This is a genomic window from Bradyrhizobium sp. NDS-1, from assembly GCF_032918005.1.
GTDB classification, from domain to species: domain Bacteria; phylum Pseudomonadota; class Alphaproteobacteria; order Rhizobiales; family Xanthobacteraceae; genus Bradyrhizobium; species Bradyrhizobium tunisiense.
The window spans coordinates 7,231,073-7,256,106 of the sequence record NZ_CP136628.1; the positions used below are offsets into that span (position 1 = coordinate 7,231,073).

General features: G+C 64.2%; 29 protein-coding genes. 16 read left to right on the top strand and 13 right to left on the bottom strand.

Going from position 1 to position 25,034, the window contains the following annotated elements; genetic code table 11:
- Position 1: 1 nt before the first annotated feature.
- Together RX330_RS33770 and RX330_RS33775 are read right to left on the bottom strand one after the other, a co-directional pair.
- Positions 2-2,332, bottom strand: coding sequence for a TonB-dependent siderophore receptor (locus RX330_RS33770; protein WP_375848066.1), 2,331 nt, complete (start codon positions 2,330-2,332; stop codon positions 2-4).
- A 200-nt stretch (positions 2,333-2,532) separates the two neighbouring features.
- Entirely contained in the window at positions 2,533-3,417 is an 885-nt protein-coding gene (locus tag RX330_RS33775; protein ID WP_317241366.1) for a dihydrodipicolinate synthase family protein, read from the bottom strand.
- A gap of 174 nt (positions 3,418-3,591) precedes the next feature.
- On the opposite strand from RX330_RS33775, the gene RX330_RS33780 reads away from it, so the two are divergent.
- The gene (locus tag RX330_RS33780; protein ID WP_317241367.1) at positions 3,592-5,004 is read left to right on the top strand and encodes an FAD-binding oxidoreductase; all 1,413 of its coding nucleotides are present in this window, start codon (positions 3,592-3,594) and stop codon (positions 5,002-5,004) included.
- Positions 5,005-5,012: 8 nt separating this feature from the next.
- The gene (locus RX330_RS33785) at positions 5,013-5,693 is read left to right on the top strand and encodes a GntR family transcriptional regulator (RefSeq protein ID WP_317241368.1); all 681 of its coding nucleotides are present in this window, start codon (positions 5,013-5,015) and stop codon (positions 5,691-5,693) included.
- Positions 5,694-5,699: 6 nt separating this feature from the next.
- Here the strand turns inward: RX330_RS33785 and RX330_RS33790 are convergent, their stop codons facing one another.
- From RX330_RS33790 to RX330_RS33800, 3 genes are all read right to left on the bottom strand, one after another.
- On the bottom strand, positions 5,700-5,864 hold the full coding sequence (locus tag RX330_RS33790) for a hypothetical protein (RefSeq protein WP_198172788.1): 165 nt from the start codon (positions 5,862-5,864) through the stop codon (positions 5,700-5,702).
- A gap of 125 nt (positions 5,865-5,989) precedes the next feature.
- Complete coding sequence (locus tag RX330_RS33795) at positions 5,990-6,934, bottom strand: DMT family transporter (RefSeq protein ID WP_317241369.1); 945 nt, start codon at positions 6,932-6,934, stop codon at positions 5,990-5,992.
- A complete protein-coding gene (locus RX330_RS33800) occupies positions 6,915-7,202 on the bottom strand; it encodes a hypothetical protein (RefSeq protein WP_317241370.1) in 288 nt (95 codons plus the stop codon). The genes RX330_RS33795 and RX330_RS33800 overlap by 20 nt, the downstream gene beginning before the upstream one ends.
- Before the next feature lie 207 nt (positions 7,203-7,409).
- On the opposite strand from RX330_RS33800, the gene RX330_RS33805 reads away from it, so the two are divergent.
- Positions 7,410-9,431 (top strand): YgiQ family radical SAM protein, encoded by a 2,022-nt coding sequence (locus RX330_RS33805; RefSeq protein ID WP_317241371.1) that lies wholly within the window; start codon positions 7,410-7,412, stop codon positions 9,429-9,431.
- Between the two features lie 15 nt (positions 9,432-9,446).
- Here the strand turns inward: RX330_RS33805 and RX330_RS33810 are convergent, their stop codons facing one another.
- On the bottom strand, positions 9,447-9,740 hold the full coding sequence (locus RX330_RS33810) for a DUF718 domain-containing protein (protein WP_317241372.1): 294 nt from the start codon (positions 9,738-9,740) through the stop codon (positions 9,447-9,449).
- 290 nt (positions 9,741-10,030) lie between these two features.
- On the opposite strand from RX330_RS33810, the gene RX330_RS33815 reads away from it, so the two are divergent.
- From RX330_RS33815 to RX330_RS33835, 5 genes are all read left to right on the top strand, one after another.
- Entirely contained in the window at positions 10,031-10,489 is a 459-nt protein-coding gene (locus RX330_RS33815; protein WP_317241373.1) for an Rrf2 family transcriptional regulator, read from the top strand.
- A 43-nt stretch (positions 10,490-10,532) separates the two neighbouring features.
- Complete coding sequence (locus RX330_RS33820; protein WP_317241375.1) at positions 10,533-11,198, top strand: class I SAM-dependent methyltransferase; 666 nt, start codon at positions 10,533-10,535, stop codon at positions 11,196-11,198.
- 246 nt (positions 11,199-11,444) lie between these two features.
- Positions 11,445-11,975 carry a DUF1003 domain-containing protein gene (locus tag RX330_RS33825; protein WP_212084376.1) on the top strand — a complete coding sequence of 177 codons (531 nt, stop codon included), beginning with the start codon at positions 11,445-11,447 and terminating at the stop codon, positions 11,973-11,975.
- Between the two features lie 212 nt (positions 11,976-12,187).
- Complete coding sequence (locus RX330_RS33830) at positions 12,188-12,352, top strand: hypothetical protein (RefSeq protein ID WP_212084368.1); 165 nt, start codon at positions 12,188-12,190, stop codon at positions 12,350-12,352.
- Between the two features lie 170 nt (positions 12,353-12,522).
- Positions 12,523-12,828, top strand: coding sequence for a hypothetical protein (locus RX330_RS33835; protein ID WP_317241376.1), 306 nt, complete (start codon positions 12,523-12,525; stop codon positions 12,826-12,828).
- A 162-nt stretch (positions 12,829-12,990) separates the two neighbouring features.
- Here the strand turns inward: RX330_RS33835 and RX330_RS33840 are convergent, their stop codons facing one another.
- The gene (locus tag RX330_RS33840) at positions 12,991-14,130 is read right to left on the bottom strand and encodes an HWE histidine kinase domain-containing protein (RefSeq protein ID WP_317241377.1); all 1,140 of its coding nucleotides are present in this window, start codon (positions 14,128-14,130) and stop codon (positions 12,991-12,993) included.
- Positions 14,131-14,898: 768 nt separating this feature from the next.
- Between RX330_RS33840 and RX330_RS33845 the strand changes: the two genes are divergently transcribed.
- From RX330_RS33845 to RX330_RS33855, 3 genes are all read left to right on the top strand, one after another.
- Entirely contained in the window at positions 14,899-15,057 is a 159-nt protein-coding gene (locus RX330_RS33845; RefSeq protein WP_317241378.1) for a hypothetical protein, read from the top strand.
- A gap of 247 nt (positions 15,058-15,304) precedes the next feature.
- Positions 15,305-15,778 (top strand): hypothetical protein, encoded by a 474-nt coding sequence (locus tag RX330_RS33850; RefSeq protein WP_317241379.1) that lies wholly within the window; start codon positions 15,305-15,307, stop codon positions 15,776-15,778.
- A 117-nt stretch (positions 15,779-15,895) separates the two neighbouring features.
- Positions 15,896-16,918 (top strand): LLM class flavin-dependent oxidoreductase, encoded by a 1,023-nt coding sequence (locus RX330_RS33855; RefSeq protein WP_317241380.1) that lies wholly within the window; start codon positions 15,896-15,898, stop codon positions 16,916-16,918.
- Between the two features lie 37 nt (positions 16,919-16,955).
- On the opposite strand, the gene RX330_RS33860 is transcribed toward RX330_RS33855, so the two are convergent.
- Positions 16,956-18,290 (bottom strand): aminotransferase class V-fold PLP-dependent enzyme, encoded by a 1,335-nt coding sequence (locus RX330_RS33860; RefSeq protein WP_317241381.1) that lies wholly within the window; start codon positions 18,288-18,290, stop codon positions 16,956-16,958.
- Positions 18,291-18,384: 94 nt separating this feature from the next.
- A complete protein-coding gene (locus RX330_RS33865; protein WP_317241382.1) occupies positions 18,385-18,543 on the bottom strand; it encodes a hypothetical protein in 159 nt (52 codons plus the stop codon).
- A gap of 438 nt (positions 18,544-18,981) precedes the next feature.
- On the opposite strand from RX330_RS33865, the gene RX330_RS33870 reads away from it, so the two are divergent.
- The 5 genes from RX330_RS33870 to RX330_RS33890 all read left to right on the top strand — a co-directional run bounded on the left by RX330_RS33870 (position 18,982) and on the right by RX330_RS33890 (position 21,406).
- Positions 18,982-19,326 carry a DUF1236 domain-containing protein gene (locus RX330_RS33870; protein WP_212084354.1) on the top strand — a complete coding sequence of 115 codons (345 nt, stop codon included), beginning with the start codon at positions 18,982-18,984 and terminating at the stop codon, positions 19,324-19,326.
- 74 nt (positions 19,327-19,400) lie between these two features.
- The gene (locus RX330_RS33875; protein WP_317241383.1) at positions 19,401-19,805 is read left to right on the top strand and encodes a hypothetical protein; all 405 of its coding nucleotides are present in this window, start codon (positions 19,401-19,403) and stop codon (positions 19,803-19,805) included.
- 234 nt (positions 19,806-20,039) lie between these two features.
- Positions 20,040-20,543 carry a hypothetical protein gene (locus RX330_RS33880; protein WP_317241384.1) on the top strand — a complete coding sequence of 168 codons (504 nt, stop codon included), beginning with the start codon at positions 20,040-20,042 and terminating at the stop codon, positions 20,541-20,543.
- Positions 20,544-20,601: 58 nt separating this feature from the next.
- Positions 20,602-20,955, top strand: coding sequence for a hypothetical protein (locus RX330_RS33885; protein WP_317241385.1), 354 nt, complete (start codon positions 20,602-20,604; stop codon positions 20,953-20,955).
- A 22-nt stretch (positions 20,956-20,977) separates the two neighbouring features.
- Positions 20,978-21,406 (top strand): hypothetical protein, encoded by a 429-nt coding sequence (locus RX330_RS33890; protein ID WP_212084346.1) that lies wholly within the window; start codon positions 20,978-20,980, stop codon positions 21,404-21,406.
- 53 nt (positions 21,407-21,459) lie between these two features.
- Here RX330_RS33890 and RX330_RS33895 read toward each other — a convergent pair whose 3' ends face one another.
- The 4 genes from RX330_RS33895 to RX330_RS33910 all read right to left on the bottom strand — a co-directional run bounded on the left by RX330_RS33895 (position 21,460) and on the right by RX330_RS33910 (position 25,032).
- Positions 21,460-21,918 (bottom strand): hypothetical protein, encoded by a 459-nt coding sequence (locus tag RX330_RS33895; protein WP_317241386.1) that lies wholly within the window; start codon positions 21,916-21,918, stop codon positions 21,460-21,462.
- Between the two features lie 10 nt (positions 21,919-21,928).
- Positions 21,929-22,147: a hypothetical protein gene (locus RX330_RS33900; protein WP_212084341.1), complete on the bottom strand. Its 219-nt coding sequence runs from the start codon at positions 22,145-22,147 to the stop codon at positions 21,929-21,931.
- A 74-nt stretch (positions 22,148-22,221) separates the two neighbouring features.
- Positions 22,222-23,811, bottom strand: coding sequence for a hypothetical protein (locus RX330_RS33905; RefSeq protein WP_317241387.1), 1,590 nt, complete (start codon positions 23,809-23,811; stop codon positions 22,222-22,224).
- An 81-nt stretch (positions 23,812-23,892) separates the two neighbouring features.
- Complete coding sequence (locus RX330_RS33910; RefSeq protein ID WP_317241388.1) at positions 23,893-25,032, bottom strand: glycoside hydrolase family 5 protein; 1,140 nt, start codon at positions 25,030-25,032, stop codon at positions 23,893-23,895.
- Positions 25,033-25,034 lie beyond the last annotated feature (2 nt).

The window sequence follows — 25,034 nt, forward strand, 5'->3', positions numbered from 1 at the left end:
GCTAGAACTTCACCGTTGCTGACAGCGAGACGCGACGCGCATCGCCGATGGCGACGTTCAGATTGTTGACGGCCGAGGAGTAGTAGACGGTGTCGAGCAGGTTCTTGACGTTGAACTGGTAGACCACCGGCGTGTTCTGGCGTTTCATCTCGTAGGTCGCGAAGATATCGGCGACGACATAGGACGGCAGGAAGAAGCTGTTGATGGAATCACCGGGGCGGTCGCCGACATAACGCGCGCCGCCGCCGAGGCGGAGCTGACCGGGCAATGCGGTGCCGAAGTCATAGACCAGATAGAGCGAGGCGGTGTTCAGGGCGACGTTTTGCAGCTTCTTGCCGAGCAACGTCAGATCGTCGGACGCCGTCACGCGGGCATCGGTAAAGCCATAACTGCCGATCAAGGCCCAGCTGTCGGTGAGCCTGCCGGTCACGTCCAGCTCGACGCCGCGCGAGCGGGCACGGCCGACGGTATGGAGCTCCACGATGCCCGCACTGTTGGTCTTCGTCGTCTGCACGTTCTTCTTGTCGAGATCGTAGAGCGCCAGCGTACCCGAGATGCGCTTGTTCAAATCGAACTTCACGCCGGTCTCGTACGACACGCCTTCCTCGGGCGCGACGTTGGAATCGATCATCACGCCAATCGGCGCAATCGTCGAATTCGGCTTCAGTGATTGCGTGTAGCTCGCATAGAGCGATATCTGGTCAGTAAGCTTGAAGATGGCGCCGCCGAGCGGAAGCACCTTGTCCTGCGACACATTGGTGTTGGTGATGAACGGCTTTCCGCGGCCGGCGATCTGGTCGTAGTCCATGTAGCGCACGCCACCGACCAGCGCGAACCGCTCGGTAAGATGCAGAGTGTCCTGGAAGAACAACGACCACTGGCCGAGCTTGTCGGTCTGGGCACTATCGGGATTGGAGGCGGTCGTCCCGGGCCCGATCAAGCCGTAGACGGGATTGTAGACATTGAAGGCGGGAGTCGTCTGCCGGATCAAGGTGTCGCGGTAGATGGTACGATACTGACCGTCGCCGCCGAAGACCACGTCATTGCGCATGTTGCCCAGCCAGAAGCTGCCGGACATGTAGGACGTTCCATAGCTGACATTGCTGAGCGAGCCTCGCGTGCCGTCATTGCTCCGCGTTTCGTTACCGGTCGTGAAGTTGATGCCGGTGATGCGGAGCTGGTTGGCGCTGAAGGTTTCGGTGTTGTAGCTGTAGCCGGCGTAGAGCTTCCAATCCTGGTTCAAGCGATGCTCGACCGAGGCCTGGATCAGGTCCGATGTCCCCCAAGTGTTGTTGAAGGGCTCATCCAGCCGGCGCGTCGCTGGCACCGCCAACGGTGCCTTGGTCACGGGATTGAAGGCCGTGCCGCGATCGAACGGATAAATGAACTCGCGGTGCTCGTAGTTGAGCTGGACCGTGGTGTCCTGGCCGTACCAGGCCAGCGACGGCGCGACCAGCATCTCGCGGTGACGGCCGAAATTACGCCAATAGTCCTCGCTGACGCCGTAGCCGATGAAACGATAGGCAAGGCCCTGATCGCCAATCGGACCGGTAACGTCGAGCAGGCCGTCCGCGCCGGTCTTCGAGGCACTGAAGGCCGATCCGAGCAGCGTGACGGAGCCGTGCTGATAGAGCTCCGGACGCTTGCTGATGGTGTTGACGATGCCGCCGGGATCCATGATGCCGTAGAGCAGCGAGGCCGGCCCTTTCAGCACCTCGACGCTTTCGACCGCGGGATTGAAGCTGCGGCCCTGCACCAGCGGCATGCCGTTGCGCATGATCGAGCCGTCGCGGTTGTCGCCGAAGCCGCGGCGGATCACGGCGTCCTGGCTGCCCGCCAGCGTATTGGTCTGGGTGATGCCGGAGACGTTGATGAGCGCATCATCGATGTTGCGCGGGAGCTGGTCCTTCAGCACCTGCTCAGGCACGACGTTGACGGCCTGCGATGTGTCGAGCGGCGTGGCGCCGCTGCGCAGCGTCGTCGCGCTCGGCATCGCGCGGTAGCCGAGCCTGGCGGCCTGCTGCGCGGCGGCTTCCGCGGCCGCGCGCTCCGAGAGCGTTGGCGGCGCGGGGGCAGGATTGCGGGCGGATTGGCGGCGAGCGGCCTGCATGCGGCGTGGCGATTGCTCCGACGCACGTGCTGGCCTGGACCGCGGCGCCGGGGCTTCCACCGTCACCGGCGGCAGCGCCGACTGCGCCCGCCCGCTCGTGGTATGGGACGAAAATCCGGTGAGCAGCACGACTACACCGACGAAAAGACCTGCACGGCTCTCGCCGGCACGATGACGATGGCTGCCGCTACGCAGGCCATCCACGGAGGCACGCACTTTCAATCCACTTCACGTCAGGACATTGAAGTGTGCGCGTGTAACAGCCGGCGAGATCGAGGAGAACCGTGACCGAGCTTGAATCGCTCCAGTATGGAATCGTTCTAAGAACGGACCGGCATTGAGCGGCAATCTCTAATTGGCCTCGCGTCGGCCGCGACACGCAGTACGCGAATCGCGGCGGCGTGTCGCGATGTCGTGCGGTCTCACGCGATGGCAGGCGCCATCAACTCGTCGAGCTTCCGCTTGAACGCGGAGCCGTCCGACAATGCGCGGAGCGGCGGGCGCACGCGCAACCACGCGGGGTCGCCGGTCTGCGCCGCAATGATGGCCTTCAGGGTCGCGAGGAACGACGGCGTCTTCAGCACGATATCGGCCGCAGCCTGCATGCGCGGTTCGACATCCTTGCCGTCGATCATCGCCCTGACCAGCTCCGGCACGATGTTGGCCATGCCGCAGATGGTGCCCGCGCCACCGGCGGCGATCGCGCGGGCGATGTCGGTTTCGTTCCCGACGGTGATGGCCAGATCGGGAGCCGCGGCACGGAACGCCTGGAACTGCTTGAAGTCGCCGCTGGAATCCTTCAGGCCCGCGACCACCCTGCCGTAACGCTTGCGCAGGTTCGCGGCGACGCCGGTCGGGATCGCAACGCCCGAGATCTGCGGGATATGATAGAGATAGGCGCGCAACCGGTCGTCGGAGACGCCGTCGATGATCGCGGCGAAGGCATCCTCGATGCCTTCAGCCGTGGCGCTGCGATCGAAGTAAGGCGGCAGCACCAGCACGTGACGCAGGCCGAGACCGAGCGCGGCGCGCGCGAGCGCGATGCTGTCCGTGATGGCGGGGAAGCCGCCGCCGATGCCGATGCGTTCCGGCGCGACACCAGCCTTGAGCACGGCTTCGATGGTTGCAACGCGCTCGGTGACATTGAACGAGGTGCCCTCGCCGGTGGTGCCGAACAGCACGACGCCGTCGACACCCTTGCCGAAGAGCTGCTTGGCATGAGCCGCGAGCTTTGCGGAATCCACGCTGCCGTCGGCCGCCAGCGGTGTCGCCGATGCCACCCAGAACCCGCGAATTGCCTCAGTCATCACACTGCCCTTTGCTTCGATCCCGAGCTAAGCCTCTGATCTCAAAGATCTTCCGAAGCCGGATCGGTCCTTGTTTTTGCTTTACTTTTTATCTTGTACCTTACATACAAGAAGCGCGCAAATCCTTTTCCGGTGTCACGGCGTATGGCGCAGCCAGATTTTGAGGAGGTTCGCATGGACATGGTGACCCCGGCCGGGCGCCCCGACCAATTGCTCGGCGCCCTGCGCGACAAGCTCGGCGCAGCGGCGGTGCTTGTCGGCACCGACGTGCCGGCGCGCAATTGCAACGACTGGAGCGCGAGCCTGCCGCAGACGCCGCTCGCGGTGATCCGCCCCGTGGATGCGCAAGGTGTCGCCGACGCGATTCTGACCTGCCGGCAGGCGCATCTGCCGTTCGTGCCGCAGGGCGGCTTGACCGGACTGTGCCGCGGCGCCTCGCCCGAGGCCGGCTGGGTCGCGATCTCGCTGGAACGCATGACCGGCATCGAGGAGATCGATCCTGCCTCGATGACGATGACCGTGAAGGCAGGCACGCCGCTCGAGACAATTCAGAAAGCCGCGGATGAAGCCGGCTTCTTCTTTCCGCTCGACCTCGGCTCGCGCGGCTCCTGCGCGATCGGCGGCAATCTCTCGACCAATGCCGGCGGCAACCGCGTGATCCGCTACGGCATGACGCGCGAGCTGGTGCTCGGTCTCGAAGTGGTGCTGCCCGACGGCACCGTCATCACCAGCCTCAACAAGCTGATGAAGAACAACGCCGGCTACGATCTGAAGCATCTGTTCATCGGCTCGGAAGGCACGCTCGGCATCATCACCCGCGTGGTGTTGAAACTGTTTCCGAAGCCGCGCTCGACCATGGCTGCGCTCTGTGCGCTGAAGGACTATGCCGCGGTGGTCGCGCTGCTCGGCGCGGCGCGCAGCGGGCTCGGCCCGCTGCTGTCGGCGTTCGAAGTGATGTGGCCGGACTATTGGGACGTGATCACGACCCGCGCCGGCGTGAAGCCGCCGGTCACCGCAGGTCACGGCCTCTACGTGCTGGTCGAGGCGCAGGGCACCGACGAGAGCGTCGACGCGCCGCGCTTCCAGGCCTGGCTCGAAGAGCTGATGGAGCGCGGGCTGCTGGCGGATGCCGCCGTGGCGCAATCGCTGGCGCAGACGCAGGCCTTCTGGCGCGTGCGCGACATCTGCGCCGAGTTCGGCCAGGTGCTGGGCCCGCACATCTCCTATGATATTGGCCTTGCCGTGGCGCGGATGGACGAGTTCGCCACGCGCTGCAAGGCCGCGCTGGCTTCCGGCATCGAGGGCTGCGAGAGCGTCTATTACGGCCATATCGGCGACGGCAATCTGCATCTCGTCTCCTGGGTCACCGGCCTTCCCGTCGAGCAGCAGCCGAAGGAGGAGATGGATACGATCATCTACGGTCTGGTGCGCGAGCTGGGGGGCAGCGTCTCGGCCGAGCACGGCATCGGCACGCTGAAGAAGAAGTGGCTGGGACATGCCAGGAGCGAGGCCGAGATCGCTCTGATGCGGACACTGAAGGCGGCGCTCGATCCTGACCATCTGCTCAATCCCGGCAAAGTCGTCTGAGAGAGCAGATGCGCTCGCTCAAGCTCGACACGCCGAAATCACTGTCGCAGCGGGTGATGCAGCGGTTGCGGCAGGCGATCATCGAGGGCGAGTTCACCCTGGGCGCCGCCATCTCCGAGGAGATGGTGGCCAATTCCTTCGGCGTCAGCCGCACGCCGGTGCGCGAGGCGATGGGCCTGTTGCAAGCGCAAGGCCTCGTGGTGATCCGCCCGCAGGTCGGCAGCTTTGTGTTCACGCCGAGCGCGGAGGACATCAATGCGCTCTGCACCTTCCGCATCGCGCTCGAACCCAGGGCGGCCGAGCTCGCCTATCGCTGCGATCGCGACGGTGCGGCCGCCGCGATGAGCGATGCGATCGCCGCAATGGAGCCGGCGGTCGCGGCGAAGGACAACATCGCCTATGGCCGCGCCGATGCGGCCTTTCACGAGGCGCTGTTCACCCATTGCGGCAACCGCTACCTCGCCGAATCCTATCAACTTGTCTCCGGCCGCGTCGCCGCGCTCCGCACCAATCTGACCTCGCCGATCGACGTGCGCACCCGCACCTCGTTCGACGAGCACCGCAAGCTTCTCGATTTGTTCGCGCGCGGCGACCTCGCCGCCTTCGAGGAGTTGATGACCACGCATATCACCAATTCGGGGCTGGTCTATGCCAGGGCTTTGAAGGTCGAGACATCTAAGGTGGATTGAGCGCGGCTATTTCGCGTCCTTCGATCCCGGCCTGTCCAGAAAATCCAGCGCGGTGTTGATCTGCTCGAGCTGGTGCTCGATCTTGTCGCGATCCTCGACCGATGGCGCCTTTTCGAGCTGCTCCACGAGTTTCTGCTTCCGCAACAGCAGGTTCTCTATGACTGTACTCACGGCTCCCCCACGCCAGAGGCGAACGTTGCCAGCGCGCGCGAGCCGGGCCCGCCGCAACCCCTCCATCAGAATGTTCACGACACCGGATGGTTCCTGCGGATGAACCGGGACGCGTGCGGATGGAACTAGCGGCGGAGGCTGGCCCAGACGCCGCCCAGGATCAGCAAACCGCCGAAGAGATGGATCAGCTTCGGCGGTTCGCCGAGGATGGCGAAAGACAGCAGCGCGCTCGCGATCGGCCCGAGATAGAGCACGAGCGAGGTCCGCACCGAGCCGAACTTGCCGCCGAGCCAGGCAAAGCCGGCATAGGCGAGCAGGCCGGGAACGATCCCGGCGAAGACATAGGCCGAGAGCGCCTTGGTGCTGAAGACCTGCCCCGGCGACGCCCACATCTCTATGGCCGCGAGCGGCAGCGAGAACAGCGCGCCCGCGCCGGAGAACAGGCTGATGCGTGCCAACAGCGAGGCCTTCGGCGCGGCGCGCGATTGCAGCAGCGTGTAGCCGGACCAGCCGAGCATGGCGATCACGACGAGGCCGTCGCCTGCCGCGGTCTGAAGCTCGATCAGCGTCTGCGGATGGCCGCCGGAGATGATCAGCAGCGCACCGGCGAGCGCGAGTGCCGTGCCGAGCCATTGCAGCGGGCCGACATGCTCGATGCCGCGCACGGCCGAAATCAGCAGCACCGTGATCGGCGACAGCGCCATGATCAGCGCGATGTGGATCGCCGTCGTCGATACGCCCGCGGCATAGACCGGACCGCCGCACAGGAACATGCCCATGAATCCGGCAGCGAGGATGGGCCAGATGCTCCCGGCCAGCGTCACGCGGCCATCGCGGATCTCCTTGAGCGCGATCGGCGCGAGCCCGATGGCGACGATGCTCCAGCGGAAGAAGGCGAGCGCGAAGGGCGGGACCGAGCCGGCAAGTCCGCGCGCCAGAATTTGATTGGAGGCCTGCGCGGTCGCCACCAGGATGAAGCCGATCAGCGCGACCGCGCCAAGCCAGGCGTGCGTGGACGGTGATGCACCGGTGCTCGCGCCACGACCGCCGTCAGAGGTTCCCTTGCCCATGGATCAATCGGATATCCGATGTCTGCGGCGGTGAGAACCCCGACGACGGCTCGTCCATATGCATATGAGGCACGCGCACCATTCCGGAAGGCGCGGAGGTGCTAGCGAGGAGAACCGGCACGATGGGGGTGCGGGTGATCGAGAGCGAGAACACCGCGAGCAGCGCGCACAGCATGCAGAGCCTCATCCGCACCGTCCGACGATCGGTGATCGGCAGGAACAGGAAGAACAACATCGCCAGGATCAGCAGCGCATCGACCAGCAACATGGGGCTCTCCTAGAGGACTGGAGTGAGCATGACGCGACGGCACCGGCTGTTATGTGGACGGCGTCACACACCTGCCGCCGCTGGTCGGGGAGGAGACGGTAGGCGCTGGCGAACCCGTTAACGCAGCGCATGGGCGGCTGGGGAACCGCGATCTTTCACGCGTCCGTCGGTTGTATTCGCAGGCCCGGAGTCCTATGCCTACGCCCCATGGACACCCAGATCATCACCGCCGCAAAGCCCCTGATGGCTCAGGCCCGGCCGCGCAAGCCGGCACCGTTCCTCCCGATGAGCCGCGCCGAGATGGACGCGCTCGGCTGGGACGCTTGCGACATCGTGCTGGTGACCGGGGACGCCTATGTCGATCACCCCAGCTTCGGCATGGCCATCATCGGCCGCCTTTTGGAGGCACAAGGCTTTCGGGTCGGCATCATCTCCCAGCCCGACTGGCACTCGGCCGAGCCGTTCAAGGCATTGGGCAAGCCAAAAGTGTTCTTCGGGGTCACCGGCGGCAACATGGATTCCATGGTGAACCGCTACACCGCGGACCGCCGCATACGCAGCGACGATGCCTATACGGCCGGCGGCGAAGGCGGCAAGCGGCCGGACCGCTGCACCGTGGTGTATGCGCAGCGCTGCCGCGAGGCGTTCAAGGACGTGCCGATCGTGCTCGGCGGCATCGAGGCTTCGCTGCGCCGGATCGCGCACTACGATTACTGGTCCGACAAGGTGCGCCGCTCGGTGCTTGCCGACGCCAAGGCGGACCTGCTGCTCTATGGCAACGCCGAGCGCGCCGTGGTCGAAGTCGCGCAGCGGCTCGCCGCCGGTGAAGCGCCGCGTGAGCTGAACGACATCCGCGGCGTCGCGCTGTTCCGCCGCGTGCCTGAAGATTACTCCGAGCTGCACGCCGACGATCTCGATTCCGCCGACGAAGGCGCAACCCGCCAGAAGGGCGCGACCGTGATCCGGCTGCCGGCGCTGGAGCAGGTCGAGCAGGACAAGGAAGCCTATGCCCGCGCGTCACGCGTGCTGCACCGGGAGAGCAATCCCGGCAATGCGCGGCCGCTGGTGCAGCGTCACGGCGACCGCGATCTCTGGCTCAATCCGCCGCCGATCCCGCTGACCAGCGACGAGATGGACGCGGTCTACGATCTGCCCTATGCGCGCGCCCCGCATCCGTCCTATGGCGACGCCAAGATCCCGGCCTGGGACATGATCAAGTTCTCGGTGACGATCATGCGCGGCTGCTTCGGCGGCTGCACCTTCTGCTCGATCACCGAGCACGAGGGCCGCATCATCCAGAATCGCTCGGAAGGCTCGATCCTGCGCGAGATCGAAAAAATCCGAGACAAGACTCCGGGCTTCACTGGCGTCATCTCCGACATCGGCGGCCCCACCGCCAACATGTACCGGATGGCGTGCAAGGACCCGAAGGTCGAGGCCGCGTGCCGGCGGCCGTCCTGCGTCTTCCCCGAGATCTGCCCGAACCTGAACACCTCGCATGACGATCTCATCAGGCTCTATCGCAAGGTGCGCGAGACCAAGGGCATCAAGAAGGTGATGGTGGCCTCGGGCGTGCGCTATGACCTTGCAGTGGAGAGCCCCGAATACATCAAGGAGCTCGTCACCCATCACGTCGGCGGCTATTTGAAGATCGCGCCCGAACATACCGAACGCGGCCCGCTCGACAAGATGATGAAGCCGGGCATCGGCGCCTACAACAAGTTCAAGCGGATGTTCGACGAAGCGGCCGAGCGGGCCGGCAAGAAATATTATTTGATCCCCTATTTCATCGCGGCGCATCCGGGCACGACCGACGAGGACATGATGAACCTCGCGCTCTGGCTCAAGAAGAACCGATATCGCGCCGACCAGGTGCAGACCTTCCTGCCCTCGCCGATGGCGACCGCGACTGCGATGTATCACACCGGCGTCAATCCCCTCCGCGGCGTGCGGCACGGCGGCAGCGACAAGGTCGAGGCGATCAAGGGCCTGCGCCAGCGCCGCCTGCACAAGGCGTTCCTGCGCTACCACGACCCCGACAATTGGCCCGTGCTGCGCGAGGCCTTGATCGAGATGGGCCGCCGCGACCTGATCGGCTCGCAGCCGCACCAGCTCGTGCCCGCGCACCAGCCGCCCGGCACCGGCAAGGCCGCCGGCACAAGGCGTCCGGTCCGTACGGGCGACAAGACCCAGCGGTTCACGACCAAGGGCCTGCGGGTGATGAAGTAGCGGGCCGATCGCCTGCTAGAGACCGAGCACCACCTCGCCCGAAACGGCATCCGTCACACCGCGGCCGTTGCCCTGGTCCTCGAGCACCGACCTGAAACTATCGAGGGTCTTGATCATTGCTGGTCGTGCCGCGAGCAGCGCATCCTGGCTGGACCATGTGCCGATGAGGCAGAAGGTCTGCTCGCCGGTCTTGATGATGACGCCATGCTCGAGGCCAGGCCATTTGGCCTTGCCGTTCCGGTGCGCGTCGAGGAAGGCGGCTTCCTCGCCCGGCTTCACCCTGAACTTCACCACATTGTAAACCTGCATGATGCGCCTCCAAAAAATGGATGGATGAAAACCGGCGCCGCGCGAGGTGAGGGACAAAAAGTCCACGCGGTGTCCGGCTGATTGTTGTCCTCGCGCGCGGCGGCGTCACCGTGACAAATCAGCATGGCGGCCTCGGTCCTTGGGCTCACCGAAACAAAAAAGTCGAAAACAACCCCATGCACAGTAGCCGGCATGAGCGGGATCAATGGGTTAGCGCGCAGCAAAATCGGGGGATTGTCATCGGGCCTTGGCCATTTGACATTTGAGCATCACGTAACATATAGAGTTACATGAAACGAGATTCCCGGCTGTCCGGCGTGCTCCATGTGCTCTTGCACATGAAGCAACAACCCGGCCCGTTCACGTCCGAGACCCTTGCGAAAGCCATGGACACCAACCCGGTGGTGATCCGCCGCATCATGGCCGGGCTGCGCGACCTCGGTTACGTCCGCTCCGAGAAGGGGCATGGCGGCGGCTGGACGCTTGCCTGCGACCTGTCGAAGGTGACGCTGCGCGATGTCTACAACGCGCTCGGCAGTCCCTCGCTGCTGGCCATGGGCAATCGCACGGAGGCGCCGGGCTGCCTCGTCGAGCAGGCCGTCAACGCCGCGCTCGACCAAGCCTTTCACGATGCCGAGGCTCTGCTGCTGTCGCGGCTCGGCGAGGTGACGCTGGCGATGCTGAGCGAGGATTTTCGCAAGCGCCTCGGCTCCCGCAAGCTTCAAGGCATCAGCGCGCATCACGCCTGATGCCGGCTTCAGCAAGGACAACGCAATGACCAGCATTCAAGATATGTTCTCCGATCCGCAAGCGGTGGCGACCTACACCAAGGGACCGCCGCGCTTCGTTCCCGGCTACAATTCCATGCTGTCGATGGCGGCGATCCTGCTGGCCGAGCGCGCGCGTGAGGATGCACGGATCCTCGTGCTCGGTGCCGGCGGCGGCCTCGAGTTGAAGACGTTTGCGCAGGCGCAGCCCGCCTGGCGTTTCGACGGCGTGGATCCGTCTGCGGCGATGCTGGCGCTCGCCCGGCAAACCCTGGGCCCGCTCGCATCGCGCGCACATCTTCATCAGGGCTATATCGACGACGCGCCGCAGGGACCGTTCGACGGTGCCAGCTGCCTGCTCACCCTGCACTTCGTGGACGTCGCGGAGCGACGCCGCATTGCCTCGGAAATCCGCCGCCGGCTCAAACCGGGCGCCGCCTTCGTGGTCGCGCATTTGAGCGCGCCCGACGGCGAGAAGGAACGTCCGCTGTGGCTATCGCGGTACTCCGCGTTCCTGGCCGCCTCCGGCGTCGAGCCCGACAAGGCCGCGGCCGCGCGAAACGCCGTCACCAACCACCTGGAAATTTTGGAGCCCGCGCAGGACGAGGCGGTTTTGCGCGATGCCGGCTTCTCCGAGCCGACCCTGTTCTATACCGGATTCACGTTCCGAGGGTGGGTGGCCTACGCCTGAGGCGGCACGGCTTCGCCAACCCAGCCGGGCATCAGGCAATGCCGGATAAGCCCGGGCGCGCAGTCACGATTCACTAGCCCGCGCGTCCGCTCTGGCTTCCAAACCGGACGTCGCCAGCTTCGCCCTGGCGAATCGGCGCCGGCCAATAAGTGACATAGTCACGGACTGGTCTAGGATGACCGCCAACTGAGCGGCGAGCAATGAAGGGCGCTCAGGCGCCTGGATCTCTCTTTACCGGGGATGCAAATGACCAGTGAGCAAAGCCACAAAATACACCTAAGTCTCGAGGATGAGCAGCGGTTGCAGGAACTTCGTGCGCAAAAGCCGGCTCGCAACATACCCAAACCTGCTCTAACGCCGGGAGCAATGCTGGCCGACCGGGTTGCCGAAACGGTCGGCTCCTGGCGCTTCATCATCATCCAGAGCGGACTACTCGGCCTCTGGATCATTCTGAACACGACAGCATTGATTGAGAGTTGGGACCCTTATCCCTTTATCTTGCTGAATCTGGTCCTTTCTTTCCAAGCAGCATACGCGGCGCCCATCATCATGATGAGCCAGAATCGTCAATCCGAGATTGACCGCAGACATGCCGAGCACGACTATCGAATCAATGTGAAGGCCGAACTCGAAATCGAACTGTTGCACAACAAGATTGACGCCTTGCGTGAGCAGGAAATCCTGAAGTTGCTCAACATCATTCAGCGCTTGTCCGCTCACCTCGCGCCCGAGCTTGTTGCAGCTATCGGGGCCGAAGCCGTGCCGGGGCGGTCCTAGATGATCCTGCTCGACCTACGTGCTTTCCAATACCGGCGGTCAGCGAGCGCGAATACGAATCAAGAAGCTGCGTGAATATCCCGAACCGTCATTAAGGGACAGCGCCGCTGAGGCATCTGGTCATCGGCCCAAAATAGACCTTGCATCGCGTGCGCAAGGGGTGGCTGATGTCAGCGTGAGCGCGCCACGCTGCTGAACTGCCGGAGGGCGCAATGAAGAATTACGTAAACCACGAAAACATCAGACGTTATGAGAAGCTCATCGCCATCAGTGAAGGTGACCCGTCGCGCGATGAAGCACGGCATCAGACGCTGTTGCGCCTCCTAGCCGAGGAAAAAGCCAAGGACGTGCGGCCGGACGACAGGCCGACCATCTGATCTGGACCGCCATAGGCGACGCAATCCAATTCGCTCCGAGTTCCGTTCCGGGGCAATCGCGTCCGTTTGCCGCTTACTCGCACATGGAAGAGTTTCTTCTTACGTTCGCGGAACCATTGTTCCTCGAGTCCATTGGCTCACTGACACAAGCTTCATTCAGGAGATACTTCATGAGAATATTCACAGTCTTGGCAGCCGCAGCCAGTACACTCATCGTGACGGCTGCTTCGGCAGCACCGCTTACCCTCAGCACGTCGTCCGCGCCGGAGAGCAGCCTCCAAAACGTTCGCATGGTCTGCAACGAAGACGGACGGTGCTGGCGCGAGCGCAGCGAAAGACGCGTCATCATCCGCGAAGGCCGCGATGCCTACGGATATGCACCTCGTGAGCGCTACCTCGAGCGGCGCGGCTATGAGGAACGCAGCGGCGTTGGCTTCCGCGCTCCGGGCGTAAGTGTCGGTATCGGCACCTACTGAGCGGCGAAGCGAGTGAATTCAAAAGGTCGCGGTGCAAACCGCGGCCTTTTTTGCTGGTCTCAGGTGATCGGCCGGCAAGTGATGCCGGCTCGGCTGGAGCGCCGCACGCACGACTTGCCGTCGATCCCGCGACCGAAACCTAGATCTCTCGCAGGCCCAAGCTCACGCTGCCGCGACGACCGAGCCGAGTGGCACGTCCAGTGCGTAAACGAATCCGCTCCGTTCATATGCGAGGCTCACCTGCCCCGTCAGTTGCTGGCCGAGAGACCCCATCATCCGGGTGCCGAAACTCCGGCGTGTTGGCGGTTCGACCGGGGGGCCGCCCCTTTCGGTCCAGACAAGGCGAAGCCTCTGCTTCACCTCATCAATCGCCCACGAAATCTCGACGCGGCCTGTCGGGACGGACAGCGCGCCGAACTTGGTGGTGTTGGTGCACAGTTCGTTGAACGTCATCGCAAGCGCAATGACGGCGACGGAGGTAATCCTTATATCCGGTCCATTGAAGTGGAAGCGTCGGTCTCCCTGACTGTCGTAGGGCTCCGTTGCGCTGCTCAGCGTGTGGGTCAAGCTCGCATCGGCCCAACTCACCTGCATCAGGAGATCATGGGCTCGCCCCAAGGCGAGCAGCCTGCCCTCCATGGCTTTCTGTCCATGCTCGATGCTCGGCGCTCCGCGGAAGCTCTGGGACGCGATCGCACTCACCATGGCAAGCGTGTTCTTGACGCGATGATGCAGCTCTCCGAGGATCAGCTTCTGCAACTTGTCGGCGGCACTTCGCTGCTCGGCATCGATACCGGCCTGAACGATCATAGCCCTTGCGTCGATCTCGGCCTGTTCGAGCAGCAAGCGAAGGCTGTCGTTCTCGGCAGACAGAGAAGCCTCCTGCTCCGACCGGGAGGTGGGCGCAGCGGTCCGCGCGGCGTCAAATATCGTACTTGGCGTCCAGTCGCCTGCCGTCGGAACGATCTGCAAAGCACCTGCGCCGACCATGGCCTTAAGCTCGGTGATCATTTGCTCGACACCGAGCGGTTTACCGAAAAATCTGCTGTCCGCTGGCCGTTCCGCCTCGGACGGCTTCACCTGGCCGGACACCAGAATGATCTTGATCGAGGGCCAGCGCTCGTGCACCGCATGGGCGAGCTTGAGGCCATCGATACTGCCGGGCATCTGAATGTCGGTCAGTAGCAGCGAGATGTCCGATCGGGACTCCAGAACCGAGATCGCCTCGTCGGCATTGATCGCCTCTATGGGACAGAACCCGGCATCCTCCACGATGTCGACCGCACGCATCCGCAGGATCATCTCGTCCTCCACGACGAGAACGTTCGGCACCTGGATTGGATCTGTCGACATGGTGATCTCGCTCTCTCTCGGCGGGGCCCGAGCGGTCTCGGCACCCGCGCAATGCTCTAGGCCGATTGCCCTTGACCGACGTCCGCACCCATTGCTGCGCTTCTCGGGCGGAGAAGGCCAGCCAATTCGCCTGCGTCAGCAGGTATCTCGTCTCGGCGCGACGGCCTGATCACGACCACGCGGGTCGGACGGGAAGCACTGGAGGGTTGGGCTGATCCCTCAAGAGCGGACTGACGGACGACCGATCTAACGCCGGGCAGTCACGAGGCGAGCTTCCTGGATCTTCGTTCCAGCACCGGCGTGTCGCAAGCAGGACGTGGTAAGGTCCGGCCAGACCTGTGCCGAGCAGTCCGTTGAAGCGGCCTGGATTGCGAGCCGGTCCCCTTTGGCCAGTGCCTGAAGCTCATCCGCTTGCACTTTTGGAGCAAAAGCCGGCAAAGCGATCACCGACGCTCCAAGGAGTACGAAAGCCGCGAGGGATGACAGAGATCCTACCATTTTTGTTCTGCTGACTTTTTCTCGTCGACCCTGCACGTCTGAGGATCCGGCATGACAACAACCATAACGAGATATTGTTCCAGTTTCTCAACTCTGCCGTTTGGCTTTACCCATTCCTGTGGCTGGTGCGCCGCGAGTATCCAGCGGAGCGACGCGCGCTGACACAACAGATTTGAACCATTGGCCCTGCCGATCGTCTTCCTCCGTGGAGGACAACAGATGATGGAAGACCAATTGGCGCGCCAGGAGCAGATCGCTTCTCGTTTAGAGCAATCCAAGCGCCTGCTGCGGGCTGCGAAAAGCCCCACGACCACGCAGCGCATTGGGAAGCTGATCAGTGCCCTTGAGCGGGAGCAAGCGGAAGAAGGCGAAAGATAATCACCGCTCGCGGCCGCGAACCCGCCCCGGGTCAGGCTTGCGCCGGCACGGGGCGTCACGCGTCGAACGGTAGCGACGGGTCGCAGCTCCCACGCGACGAACCGAAAGAGACCCGCCAGCGATCATCGGCACCGCCGCCGTTAACCCTGTCGGCAAATGATTCGCCGTGGGTCGGCGGCCGCCGGCAAAGTTGCCTTATTGGCGCGGAGAATTTCCCGCGGGGGCTAACTTGGGTTAGAGGCGCGTAATGCTGAGAATGGCGCTGTTGGGCCTCCTCATCCTGTTGAGCGTGGGAATGCTGTCAGCCATGGAGCTCAGCACTCCACCGCGTCGCTCCGCCGCGATCGTCCAGCCGCCTGCCGAAAGCACAGGCATCTCTGCTACGCATGACGCGCTAGAGAAGGCGGATCGCCTCGAAGTTGCCGCGGTAAGCAGCGCGATGCCGATGGCGCCAACGTCGGTCGACACCCCCGTTGCTCCGCAGGACGTCCATGTCGGTTCGCCCGCGCCGGCGCCGATCGTCCGTCAGCGAAACAAGCCGAAGTCCGTCGCCACCGCCGAACCTCCCAAGCCCAAGCCCAAGCCAAAGCCAACAGCAGCTGTCGTCAAGCGAACAGCCAATGTTCAGCGTGCAAAGGCCGCCAGCGAGAGCGAGTCCTGTCGGCTCAAGGCGTTCGGCGGCTTGCTCAAAGCGCTGAATTTGGCCCGCTGCGAAATCTGAGGGCGCCACAAGCAGCCGAGCCGGTGCCTGCTTCCTCCAGGAGCCGCTTACTGGCACGCGGCTCTTTCCCTCGGCCGGCGTCTCGCAAATTCTCCCCTTCGTCCATATGTTGCCCGCATGAAAAAGATCGGATTCCTCTCCTTCGGGCACTGGACGCCCTCGCCGCAATCGCAGACCCGCTCTGCCAGCGATACGCTTCTGCAATCGATCGAGCTGGCCGTGGCGGCCGAGCAGCTCGGGGCCGACGGCGCCTATTTTCGCGTGCATCACTTTGCGCGCCAGCTCGCCTCGCCCTTTCCGCTGCTTGCGGCCGTCGGCGCCAGGACCAGCAGGATCGAGATCGGCACGGCCGTGATCGACATGCGCTACGAGAATCCGCTCTACATGGTGGAGGACGCCGGAAGCGCCGACCTCATCGCCGGCGGCCGGTTGCAGCTCGGCATCAGCCGCGGCTCGCCCGAGCAGGTGATCGACGGCTGGCGCTATTTCGGCTATCGGCCGGCCGAGGGCCAGAGCGACGCCGACATGGGACGGCGTCACGCCGAAGTCTTTCTCGACCTCCTGCGCGGCGAAGGCTTTGCCGAGCCCAATCCGCAGCCGATGTTTCCCAATCCGCCGGGACTGCTGCGCCTCGAGCCGCATGCGCAGGGCTTGCGCGAGCGGATCTGGTGGGGCGCCGGCTCGAATGCGACCGCCATGTGGGCGGCCAAGCTCGGCATGAACCTGCAGAGCTCGACGCTGAAGAACGACGAGACGGGCGAGGCCTTTCACGTACAGCAGGCCGCACAAATCCGCACCTACCGCGCGGCGTGGAAGGAAGCCGGCCACGTCCGCGAGCCCCGCGTCTCCGTCAGCCGCAGCATCTTCGCGCTGATGAACGATCGCGACCGCGCCTATTTCGGCGGGGAGCGCGGCGGCGAGGACCAGATCGGCTTCATCGACCCGCAGACCCGGGCCATCTTCGGCCGGAGTTATGCCGCCGAGCCCGACGTGCTGATCGAGCAACTCAAGCAGGACGAAGCCATCGCCGAGGCGGATACGTTGCTGCTGACGATCCCGAACCAGCTCGGCGTCGACTACTGCGCGCATGCGATCGAGGCCATACTGAAGCACGTGGCCCCCGCGCTGGGGTGGCGTTGACATCAGCTCGCGCCGCACGACCAGAAGTCCGCGGCCTTCACCCCGTCTTCGTCCCCGTGACGACCGCCAGCGCCTCGACGAGGCGATCGAGATCGGCCTCGTCGGTGAAGAGTGCCGGCGTAACGCGGATGCACTGGCCTTTGGCGACGCCGGCCCGGCGCACCGTCATGATCTTGTGGCTGTCGCGGAGCTTCACCACCATGGTTTCGTTGTCGGCCTTGCTGGTCTTGCCGGCGAGGCGGAACGAGGTGATCGCGCCGTAGGAGCCGGCTTCGTCCGGCGTCAGGATCTCGATGTCCTTGAATCCGCGGACGCGGCTCACCCAATAGTCGCGCAAATGGCGCAGGCGGGCCTGCTTTGCGGCGGCGCCGATCTGCCGATGCAGCGCCAGGGCCGTCGGCAACGTCAGCACCGTCGCGAAATTGACCGTGCCGGTGTGGACGCGCGAGCGGATGTCGCTCTCGGCGAAGTCCTCGTCGCCCATGTCACGATCGATGGCCGCAAGGCGGTCCTTCCTGATGTAGAGGAAGCCGACGCCAAGCGGCGCGCCGATCCATTTGTGCAGATTGAAGCCGACGAAATCGGCCTCAAGCTCACTCACCTTGAAGTCAATCTGTCCCCAGGAATGCGCGGCGTCGACGATGGTGTCGATGCCCTTGGCCTTCGCCATGCGGGCGATCTCGGCGATCGGCATCACCAAGCCGGTGCGGTGGCTGACATGGGTCAGGAGCAGAAGTCTCGTCCTCGGGTTCGCCTCGATGGCGCGGGCATAGGCGTCGAGCACGGCCTGGCGTGTGGCGGGCTCCGGCACGTCGAACCTGACCACGTCGACGCCGCGCCGCGCCCTGAGCGAGTTCATCGCATACTGCATCGAATCATAGTCGAGGTCGGCATAGAGCACGGCGTCGCCCGGCTTCAGCCTGTTGTAGCCGCCGATGAGGAGCTGCAGCGCTTCGGTCGCACCGCGGGTGAGCGCGATCTCCTCCACAGCCACGCCGACCGCTTCCGCCACCTTGGCGCGCACCGCCTCGAAATCTCTCCCCGCGCGCAGCCGCGCGTAGTAGGTGTTCTGATAATTGATCATGTCGGACTGGCGAATGAACTCGTGCCTCACGGGTTCAGTCATGATGCCCCAATAGCCGTTCTCCAGATTGACGACGTCCGACGTGACGGCGTAGAGCCGCTTGACGTCCGCCCAATAGGCCTTGTCGGTGGCGATTGAGGCAGCCGCTCCAGTCGGCTGTGCCGGAAGACCTTCGACGGTCAGACCCTCGGCTGCCATGGCCGGTGCCGCCAGCGACGTGACGGCGGCGGCCGCCAGACCCTTCAGGATCGACCGCCGGTCGGACGAAATTTTCTCAGTCAGATGCATGTCAGCCTCCACGATGCGCGGCGAAGGAAGCAGCGATCAGTAGAGCGCGGATGACAGAGCTGTGACGGTTCGATGATAGCGGATCAGAGCGATCTCACACCAAGGAGGCTTTGGCCGCCTGCTGGTAGATCATCGCGGCCACGAGGGAAAGCAGCAGGCCCGCGCCGGCGAAAATCAGTAGCACCCTCAGAGTTTCGACGTCGAAATTGGTTCGCGTCGCGCGGGAGATTGCCCTTGCCAGTGCAGCCAACATCGCCATCTCCGAACTGGGCCACGCGGTGGCGAGGCCTGGGTTCATCTAGCCTCGCTGGCCACGTTTGCATGTGAAGCAGATTACAATGAGCTTGTGAGCTGCATCGAAGGCGAGCCGAGGGACAACCGGGAAATCGCCGACCACCGATTCATCGCCCGCACTCATAGGCAAGGCAGATTGCGCGGACCCCAATTTCTTCGTCACGGAAACCGGGGCCCCGTTACGTTCAATGCATATAGCCAATGAGATAGATGCCACCGCCAACAATCAGGATCGCCGGCACGGCCCAGAGAATCAATACGGGCATTGTCCTCTCCTCCAGTGACTGCTCCCGGCAAAGAAACGGGAAAAACCAGCAAATGTTCCGTTCGCGCTCGGAACGGCCATGCCAGTGGCGAGTTCATCGCTGCGTCGCATGTAGCGGCGAAGGAGAACGTGATGAAGAAGTTCATGCTGATTTCAGCCGCCGCCCTGCTCGTATCAACGAGCGCGATGGCGCAATCCACCGTCGTCACCACCACCGGTGCGGGCCATGGCGCTGCCGTGCAGATCGAGCCGGAGTATCGCACCAGGATTCGGTCTTACGTCACCGAGCACAAGGTCCGTCCGGTCGAAACGCGCGAAAGGATCGTGATCGGCTCGCCAGTGCCGCGCGACGTCGAGCTGGCGACGGTGCCGAGCGATTGGGGCCCCTCGCTTACCAAATATCGCTACGTCTATTCGGGTAGCCGCGTCATGCTGGTCGATCCCGAGACCCGCATGGTCGTCCAAGAGGTGGACTGATCGCATTGCGTGGCGGGCCGTCGCCGGCGGCCCGCCCGTGCAATTGCTCTTGGCTCGTCTATCGGTAGCGCCTGATGCCCATCATTCGATATTTTGCCTTTGCGGGCGCATTCGTCATAGCGCTGCTCTTCGTGCTCGATCGCAATCTGCCGCAGCCTGCGACGGCGTCCACGGCCCCGGATGTCGATCGGACAATCATTCGAATCCGTTCCGCCCACGCCCTCCCTGAAAAGATCATCCTGGACACGTCGGCCGGCATCGCCGCTGCGGCATCCCCGCCCCCGATCGCCGCCGGGGCGCCAAGCCATGCCGCGAGCGACGCGCTGGAAATGGCTGAGACATCGAAGGCGGAGACGAAAAGTGCGCCTCCAGCCCGACAGGGCGCGACGCACGCAGCCGGTGTCCGCTCGAATCGCATGGCCCGCCCGACGCCCTCGCATCGACACTTCGAACGCCAAGTGATGGTCGGGGCATTCTGAGAGATGCCGGCGTTGCGTGATTGCGAGGCAAGAGACGAGAAGCTTCCGGCAGATGAATGCTGGATGAATAGACGCGATGCGCGGTGCTCGTCGCGCGTTGCGCGTGGAACTGCGAGACCAAGGCGTGAAGAGAACGCGTCTGCGTGCACGACCTAAAGGAACGTTTGAGCGGTTGCCAATTTATCCCGAGCCTGATTTGGCAATTCGTTTTTGGAAACCCTGGAGGAGATCAACATGAGGATCCTGAAGCTTTCTGCGGCTGCGGCCGCGCTGCTGGCCGGCACTGCACTCGCGGTTGCGCAATCGAGCTCGACGATCGGCACCGGCGGTTCTTCGGCCGGCGGCGGCACGAGCAACTCGACGGTCGGTACCGGCGGCTCTTCCGCAGGCGGCAGCGGCTCGGGCTCTGCCTCGACGCTCGGCACCGGCGGCTCGTCGGCGGGCGGCGGCACCAGCAGCTCGACCGTGGGGACCGGTGGCACTGCGGCCGGCAGCGGTTCGGGCAGCGGCTCGGCCTCGACGCTCGGCACCGGCGGCTCATCGGCCGGCGACGGCAAGAGCTCGTCCAGCGTCGGCACCGGCGGGTCCGCTGCGGGCAGCGGCTCGACCGTTGGTCAGTCGGGCGCATCGAAGTCGCCCGGCATGGGCGACGGCAAGTCCGGTAGCCATGCCAGCGATACGGGCCTCGAGAAGGGCAAGGGCCACAACAAGGACGAGTGGAAGAAGGACAAGAACTAGTCCGATCCCGGGAGCGGCCATGTGCCGCTCCCTTCGTCCATGTTGAGGAGGACACGCAATGAAGAAGTCACTCGTTGCGATCACGGCGCTGGCTCTGATGAGCGGTGCTGCATCGGCAGAAACCATGGAAAAGACCGGGAAGACGACATCCGGCGAGACCTGCAAAGTCACGGTCGAGAAGCACGCTGACGGCAGCATCACCGCGGCCGGCGCATCGCGCTCGGGCACGACCGGATCGACGTCGTCGAGCGGTTCGCTGTCGAGCTCGAGCTCGGCGGGCGGATCGTCGGTGCATGTGCAGGCCGGCGGCGGCAGCGTATCGAGCTCGTCGTCGACGGCGGGCGGGCCTGGCTCCACCAGCGCCAGCACCATCACCGTCAACGGCTGCACGATCTCGACGTCGTCCCCCTGAATTCATAGAAAAGGATTGAGACATGAGAACTCTACTCACGACCTCGGCGGTCGCGCTTCTGCTTGCTGCCGCCTCGCCAGTTGTCGCACAGACCAGCATCACTGGCGGAAGCGGCGGCTCGGCCGCAGTGGGCGGCACTTCCGCTTCCACGGTCGGGACGGGCGGCACCTCCACTTCGACCGACGGCCGCACCGGCTCCTCGATCGCGGCCGGCGGGAGCGCTGCGGCCACCGACGGCAAGGCCCGGACCGGCGTCAGCATGAACAAGGGCAACGGCCCGGTGATGAACTCCAACGCCCGGGCCCAGGCCCATGACGGCGGCACGTTCAGCCGCTCGCACACCCGCACCAAGGTCAAGGCCGGCCAGGAGGTGGGTTCGACCACAAAGACGATGTCGCATGTGCCGGGCTCGAAGCCGACCATGTCGACCACATCGACAACGGCGCGATAATCCTCACGACCTGCTGCCCGGCTCGCCCCCGGGCAGCTTCTTCTCGCTCCGCTTCAGCCTGGGCTCAGACTGTGGCTAATCCGCGTGACGACACGATCCCATTGCCGCTTCTCGGCCGCGGGATAATTGATCAGCACGCAGTGCACGTAGCCCCGCGAAAAATTGCAGCGGTTGTACCAGATCGTGTCGCGCTTGATGCTCGAGACCACGAAGAAGTTCCGCGCAATGCGCTTGTAGATGATCCCGGGCGGCGGATTCTTCGCGGCGAGGAATTGAGCCGGCGAAAGGCCCTGCTGGTTGGCAACGGCCTGCACGGTGAAATCGGCCCTCCCGTCTGACGTACGAAATCGCTGGCCGTAGCCGTCGGGCTTGCCGGCTGTCTCCGTAAAGAGCGAGGCGGGAATGTCGACCGACGTTCCGGATTCGACGATGCGGTAGGTCGTCCAGCTCTCCGCGCGAGCGGCCGAAAGCGAGGTAAGGAGTGCAACGGTGACAGTGAATGTCGCCCTCATGACCGCCTGCCTATTCACGCGGCACCAGTTGCAGCTCCAACAAGGCGATCCTTTGCAGATCGACGGCGTTGCGCTCGCCCGCGCCGGCGGTACGCAGGATGGATTCGGCCAGCGCGTTGACATGCGAGGCATGCACGGGCTCGGGCAGGCTCGCAATCGCGGCTTTTAAGGCGCCCGTCATGACCTCGATCACATCGGGAGAAAATGCAGCGTTTGAAAAATCCTTCATCTCTCGCAATCGGCTGGGTGAGAGGCCACCCAGGATCAACGCCGAGAAAAACGGTCGGTTCCTGCGACAGTGAGTCAGGCCCGCACTGATGCGGAGCTACGCTCGGGCTGGTAGTGAGTGAGCTGCTCGAACGCGGCCTCCTCGCGGGCGAGGGCCTGCATTCTCACATGACTGCCGATGACGAGGCCAGTGAGCGAGAGCATGAGGCCGAGCGCCAGCGGCGCGAACAAGGCTTCTTCCTGAAACAATCCGTTGAGCAGCACGACCATGACGCCGAAGCCGGCGAGCCCCTGTGTCAGATATCCCGAGGACGCGTAGAGACGCCAGGCCTTGAGCGCCATCGCGAAATAGAAGGCAAGCGGCACGAAGGCGGCGATGCCCATCTGGTAGAGCAGCACGCCGATCGCGCTTTCGACCGCGCCGTCGATCGTGCCGGCCGCCTGCGCGGCGTTCCAGTCGATGGAAAAATAACTATCCGACAAATTGCCGCCGATGCCGAGCCCTCGGCCGAAGGGTCTCTGCACGAATCCATCCAGGCCACCCATCAGCCCAATGACATGATAGTCGCCGATCTGCAGGCCGAGGCGGATCGCCAGGACCGCAAAGGCGATCATACCCAGGAAGCCGAGCAGCAACGTCACCACGGCGCCGAGCAGACGGGTCGCGATCCAGGCCGCGACCACGAAGACCACGACGATGAGCGCTCCCTTCACGCTGCAAAACACCAGGAGCGGCAACGCCGCGAAGGCCAGGAGCGGACGTCCCACCGAGAACAGGAACAAGCCGAGAAAGCCGATCCCATAGGCGAAGCTGATCGGGTGCATGTTCGGACCGTGGATACGCAGCATCTTCGAGAGGCCGAACCCTTCGAGCAGAGGCGTGTTCAGGAAGTCGAAGCTGAAGCGATCCTTGAGATCGACCGGCACGTTTCCAGTCTGGCGCATCTGGGCTTCCCAGACACCCGAATGGGTCGCCTTGAGCTCGTCGAAACCCCAGAACGTATGGCCGTTGGTCATCGCCAGCCAGACGTCGCGGAAGACGAGTTCGACATAGCCGCAGAGCATGAGCACGACCGCAAGGGCCACCAGGAACGGCGTGATGCGCACCTCATAAGTCGCGGCGGTCAGAAGCGAGAGCTGGAACAGGAACAGCGGCAGCACGATGTTGCGCAAGTACACCGCTGCCGGCTGTCCGTCCTGGACGAAGCCGATCGCGAAATACAGCGACACCACGGCGAGGGTGACGACACCCCAGCGCATGATCCGGTTCACCTCGGCCGATTGTTTCCTCTGGCCCAGGACGTACAGGCCGAACGTCGCCAGCCACATGACGGAGCAGACGAGGAAGTTGTAACCCTTGATGAAGTCGAGATCGGACGGCAGCGGGACCAGCGGCGACAGAAGCGAGACGAACAGATTCTGGAAGAACAGAACGAAGATCGCAATGGCGGGCGCATAGGTCGGAACGCTAAGGACAATGGCGATACCGACCAGAGCCTCGACGGCAATGGCCAGGGCCGGATTGGCAAGGTGCAGGACCGGCGCGAAGCCGATCGTCGCCACGGCGATGCAGAATGTCGTGACCAGCTCGCGCCAGGCCGGCGGCGACGGCTCGGCCTGCTCGGTCTGCTCGGTCTGAACCTGGGTTAAGTCCCCGGCACTCATCAATCGTCCTTTGGCAGCGCGCGGGGAGCACGATAGCGGGGGGTGTGTAAGGATTCGTTAACGATAGCGGAAGCGAAGAGGTCAGCGCCGGCCGGGCCGCGGCGCGCCGAGCAGCGCCCGCATCACATCGGGATCGGGCTTGCCGGTGCTGCGGTCGACGAGGCCAAAACCCTGCGCCAGCTCCCAATGCGTCCAACCCCAGCAATGGTCACGGGCAAAAGCGGTGACTTCCGCCAGCCAGCGCACGCGGCTCTGCCTGGGCGCGCCGGCTTTCAACACGCCGAATTCGTTGATGATGATCGGCCGCGCAAACTGCTGCTGCCATTGAAGCGCGGGCGCGAGCCAGCGATCGGCACTTGGCCTGTCCCTGGCGGCGGCAATCGCGACGTCGAGCATACCGAGCGCCTTGGTCGCGCCCCGATCCTGCAGATCCTGGCGCAGCGCGCGAACTTTGGGATCGTCGGCGTTGATCGGATAAGGCAGATCGATGATGTCGTGCAGCGGATCCTGCGCATCCCAGTGGGCCTGATGGGTGAACACCATGGGATCGTAGAAGTGGATGGCATAGACGATGTCGGGATCCGGCAGCGGCCGGAACTGTGGCAGCGAGTCCGCGCGCTGCCAATTGACCGGACCGACAACGAGAGTCGTCTTGGGAAGCAATCCGCGCACGAAGACGGCGAGCGCCTCGACCTCGGTTTGCCATTTGCCGGCATCGACATCGGGCTCGTTGAGCAGCTCGGCGAAGATGCGATCGGGCGGATAGGATCGAATGACCTGAGCAAGACCGCTCCAGGCCTCCTGCATCTGACGCAGCGCCTCGTCCGGATCCTCCTTGTGCAGGCGGTTGAAGCGCTCGCCGGGATGAAGATCGACGGAGATGGCGTAGCCGAGCGCCGTGAGCTGCTTCAGCGCCTGGTCGAGCACGCGCAGCGCCTCGTCGCGCTCGGCCTTCGCAGCGAAACGAGGCATGACGCGCTCTGCCGGCACCGGAAGGCGGACATGTCTCATTCCCGCCTTGCGCAATTGCTGCAGCAACTCGCGGCTCGGGGCCGCACCGTTGATCCAGCCGTCCGCATTGAAGCCGCGGGACAGCGCGGCAAGCCGCTCCGGTGCGACCGTCTGCGGCAAGGGCACACAGTCCCCGGCAAAGACCGGCGGGCCTGACGAGATCGACAGGAGCATCGCAGCAGTCAGCAGGCGACGGCGCGAGCCCGTCATCG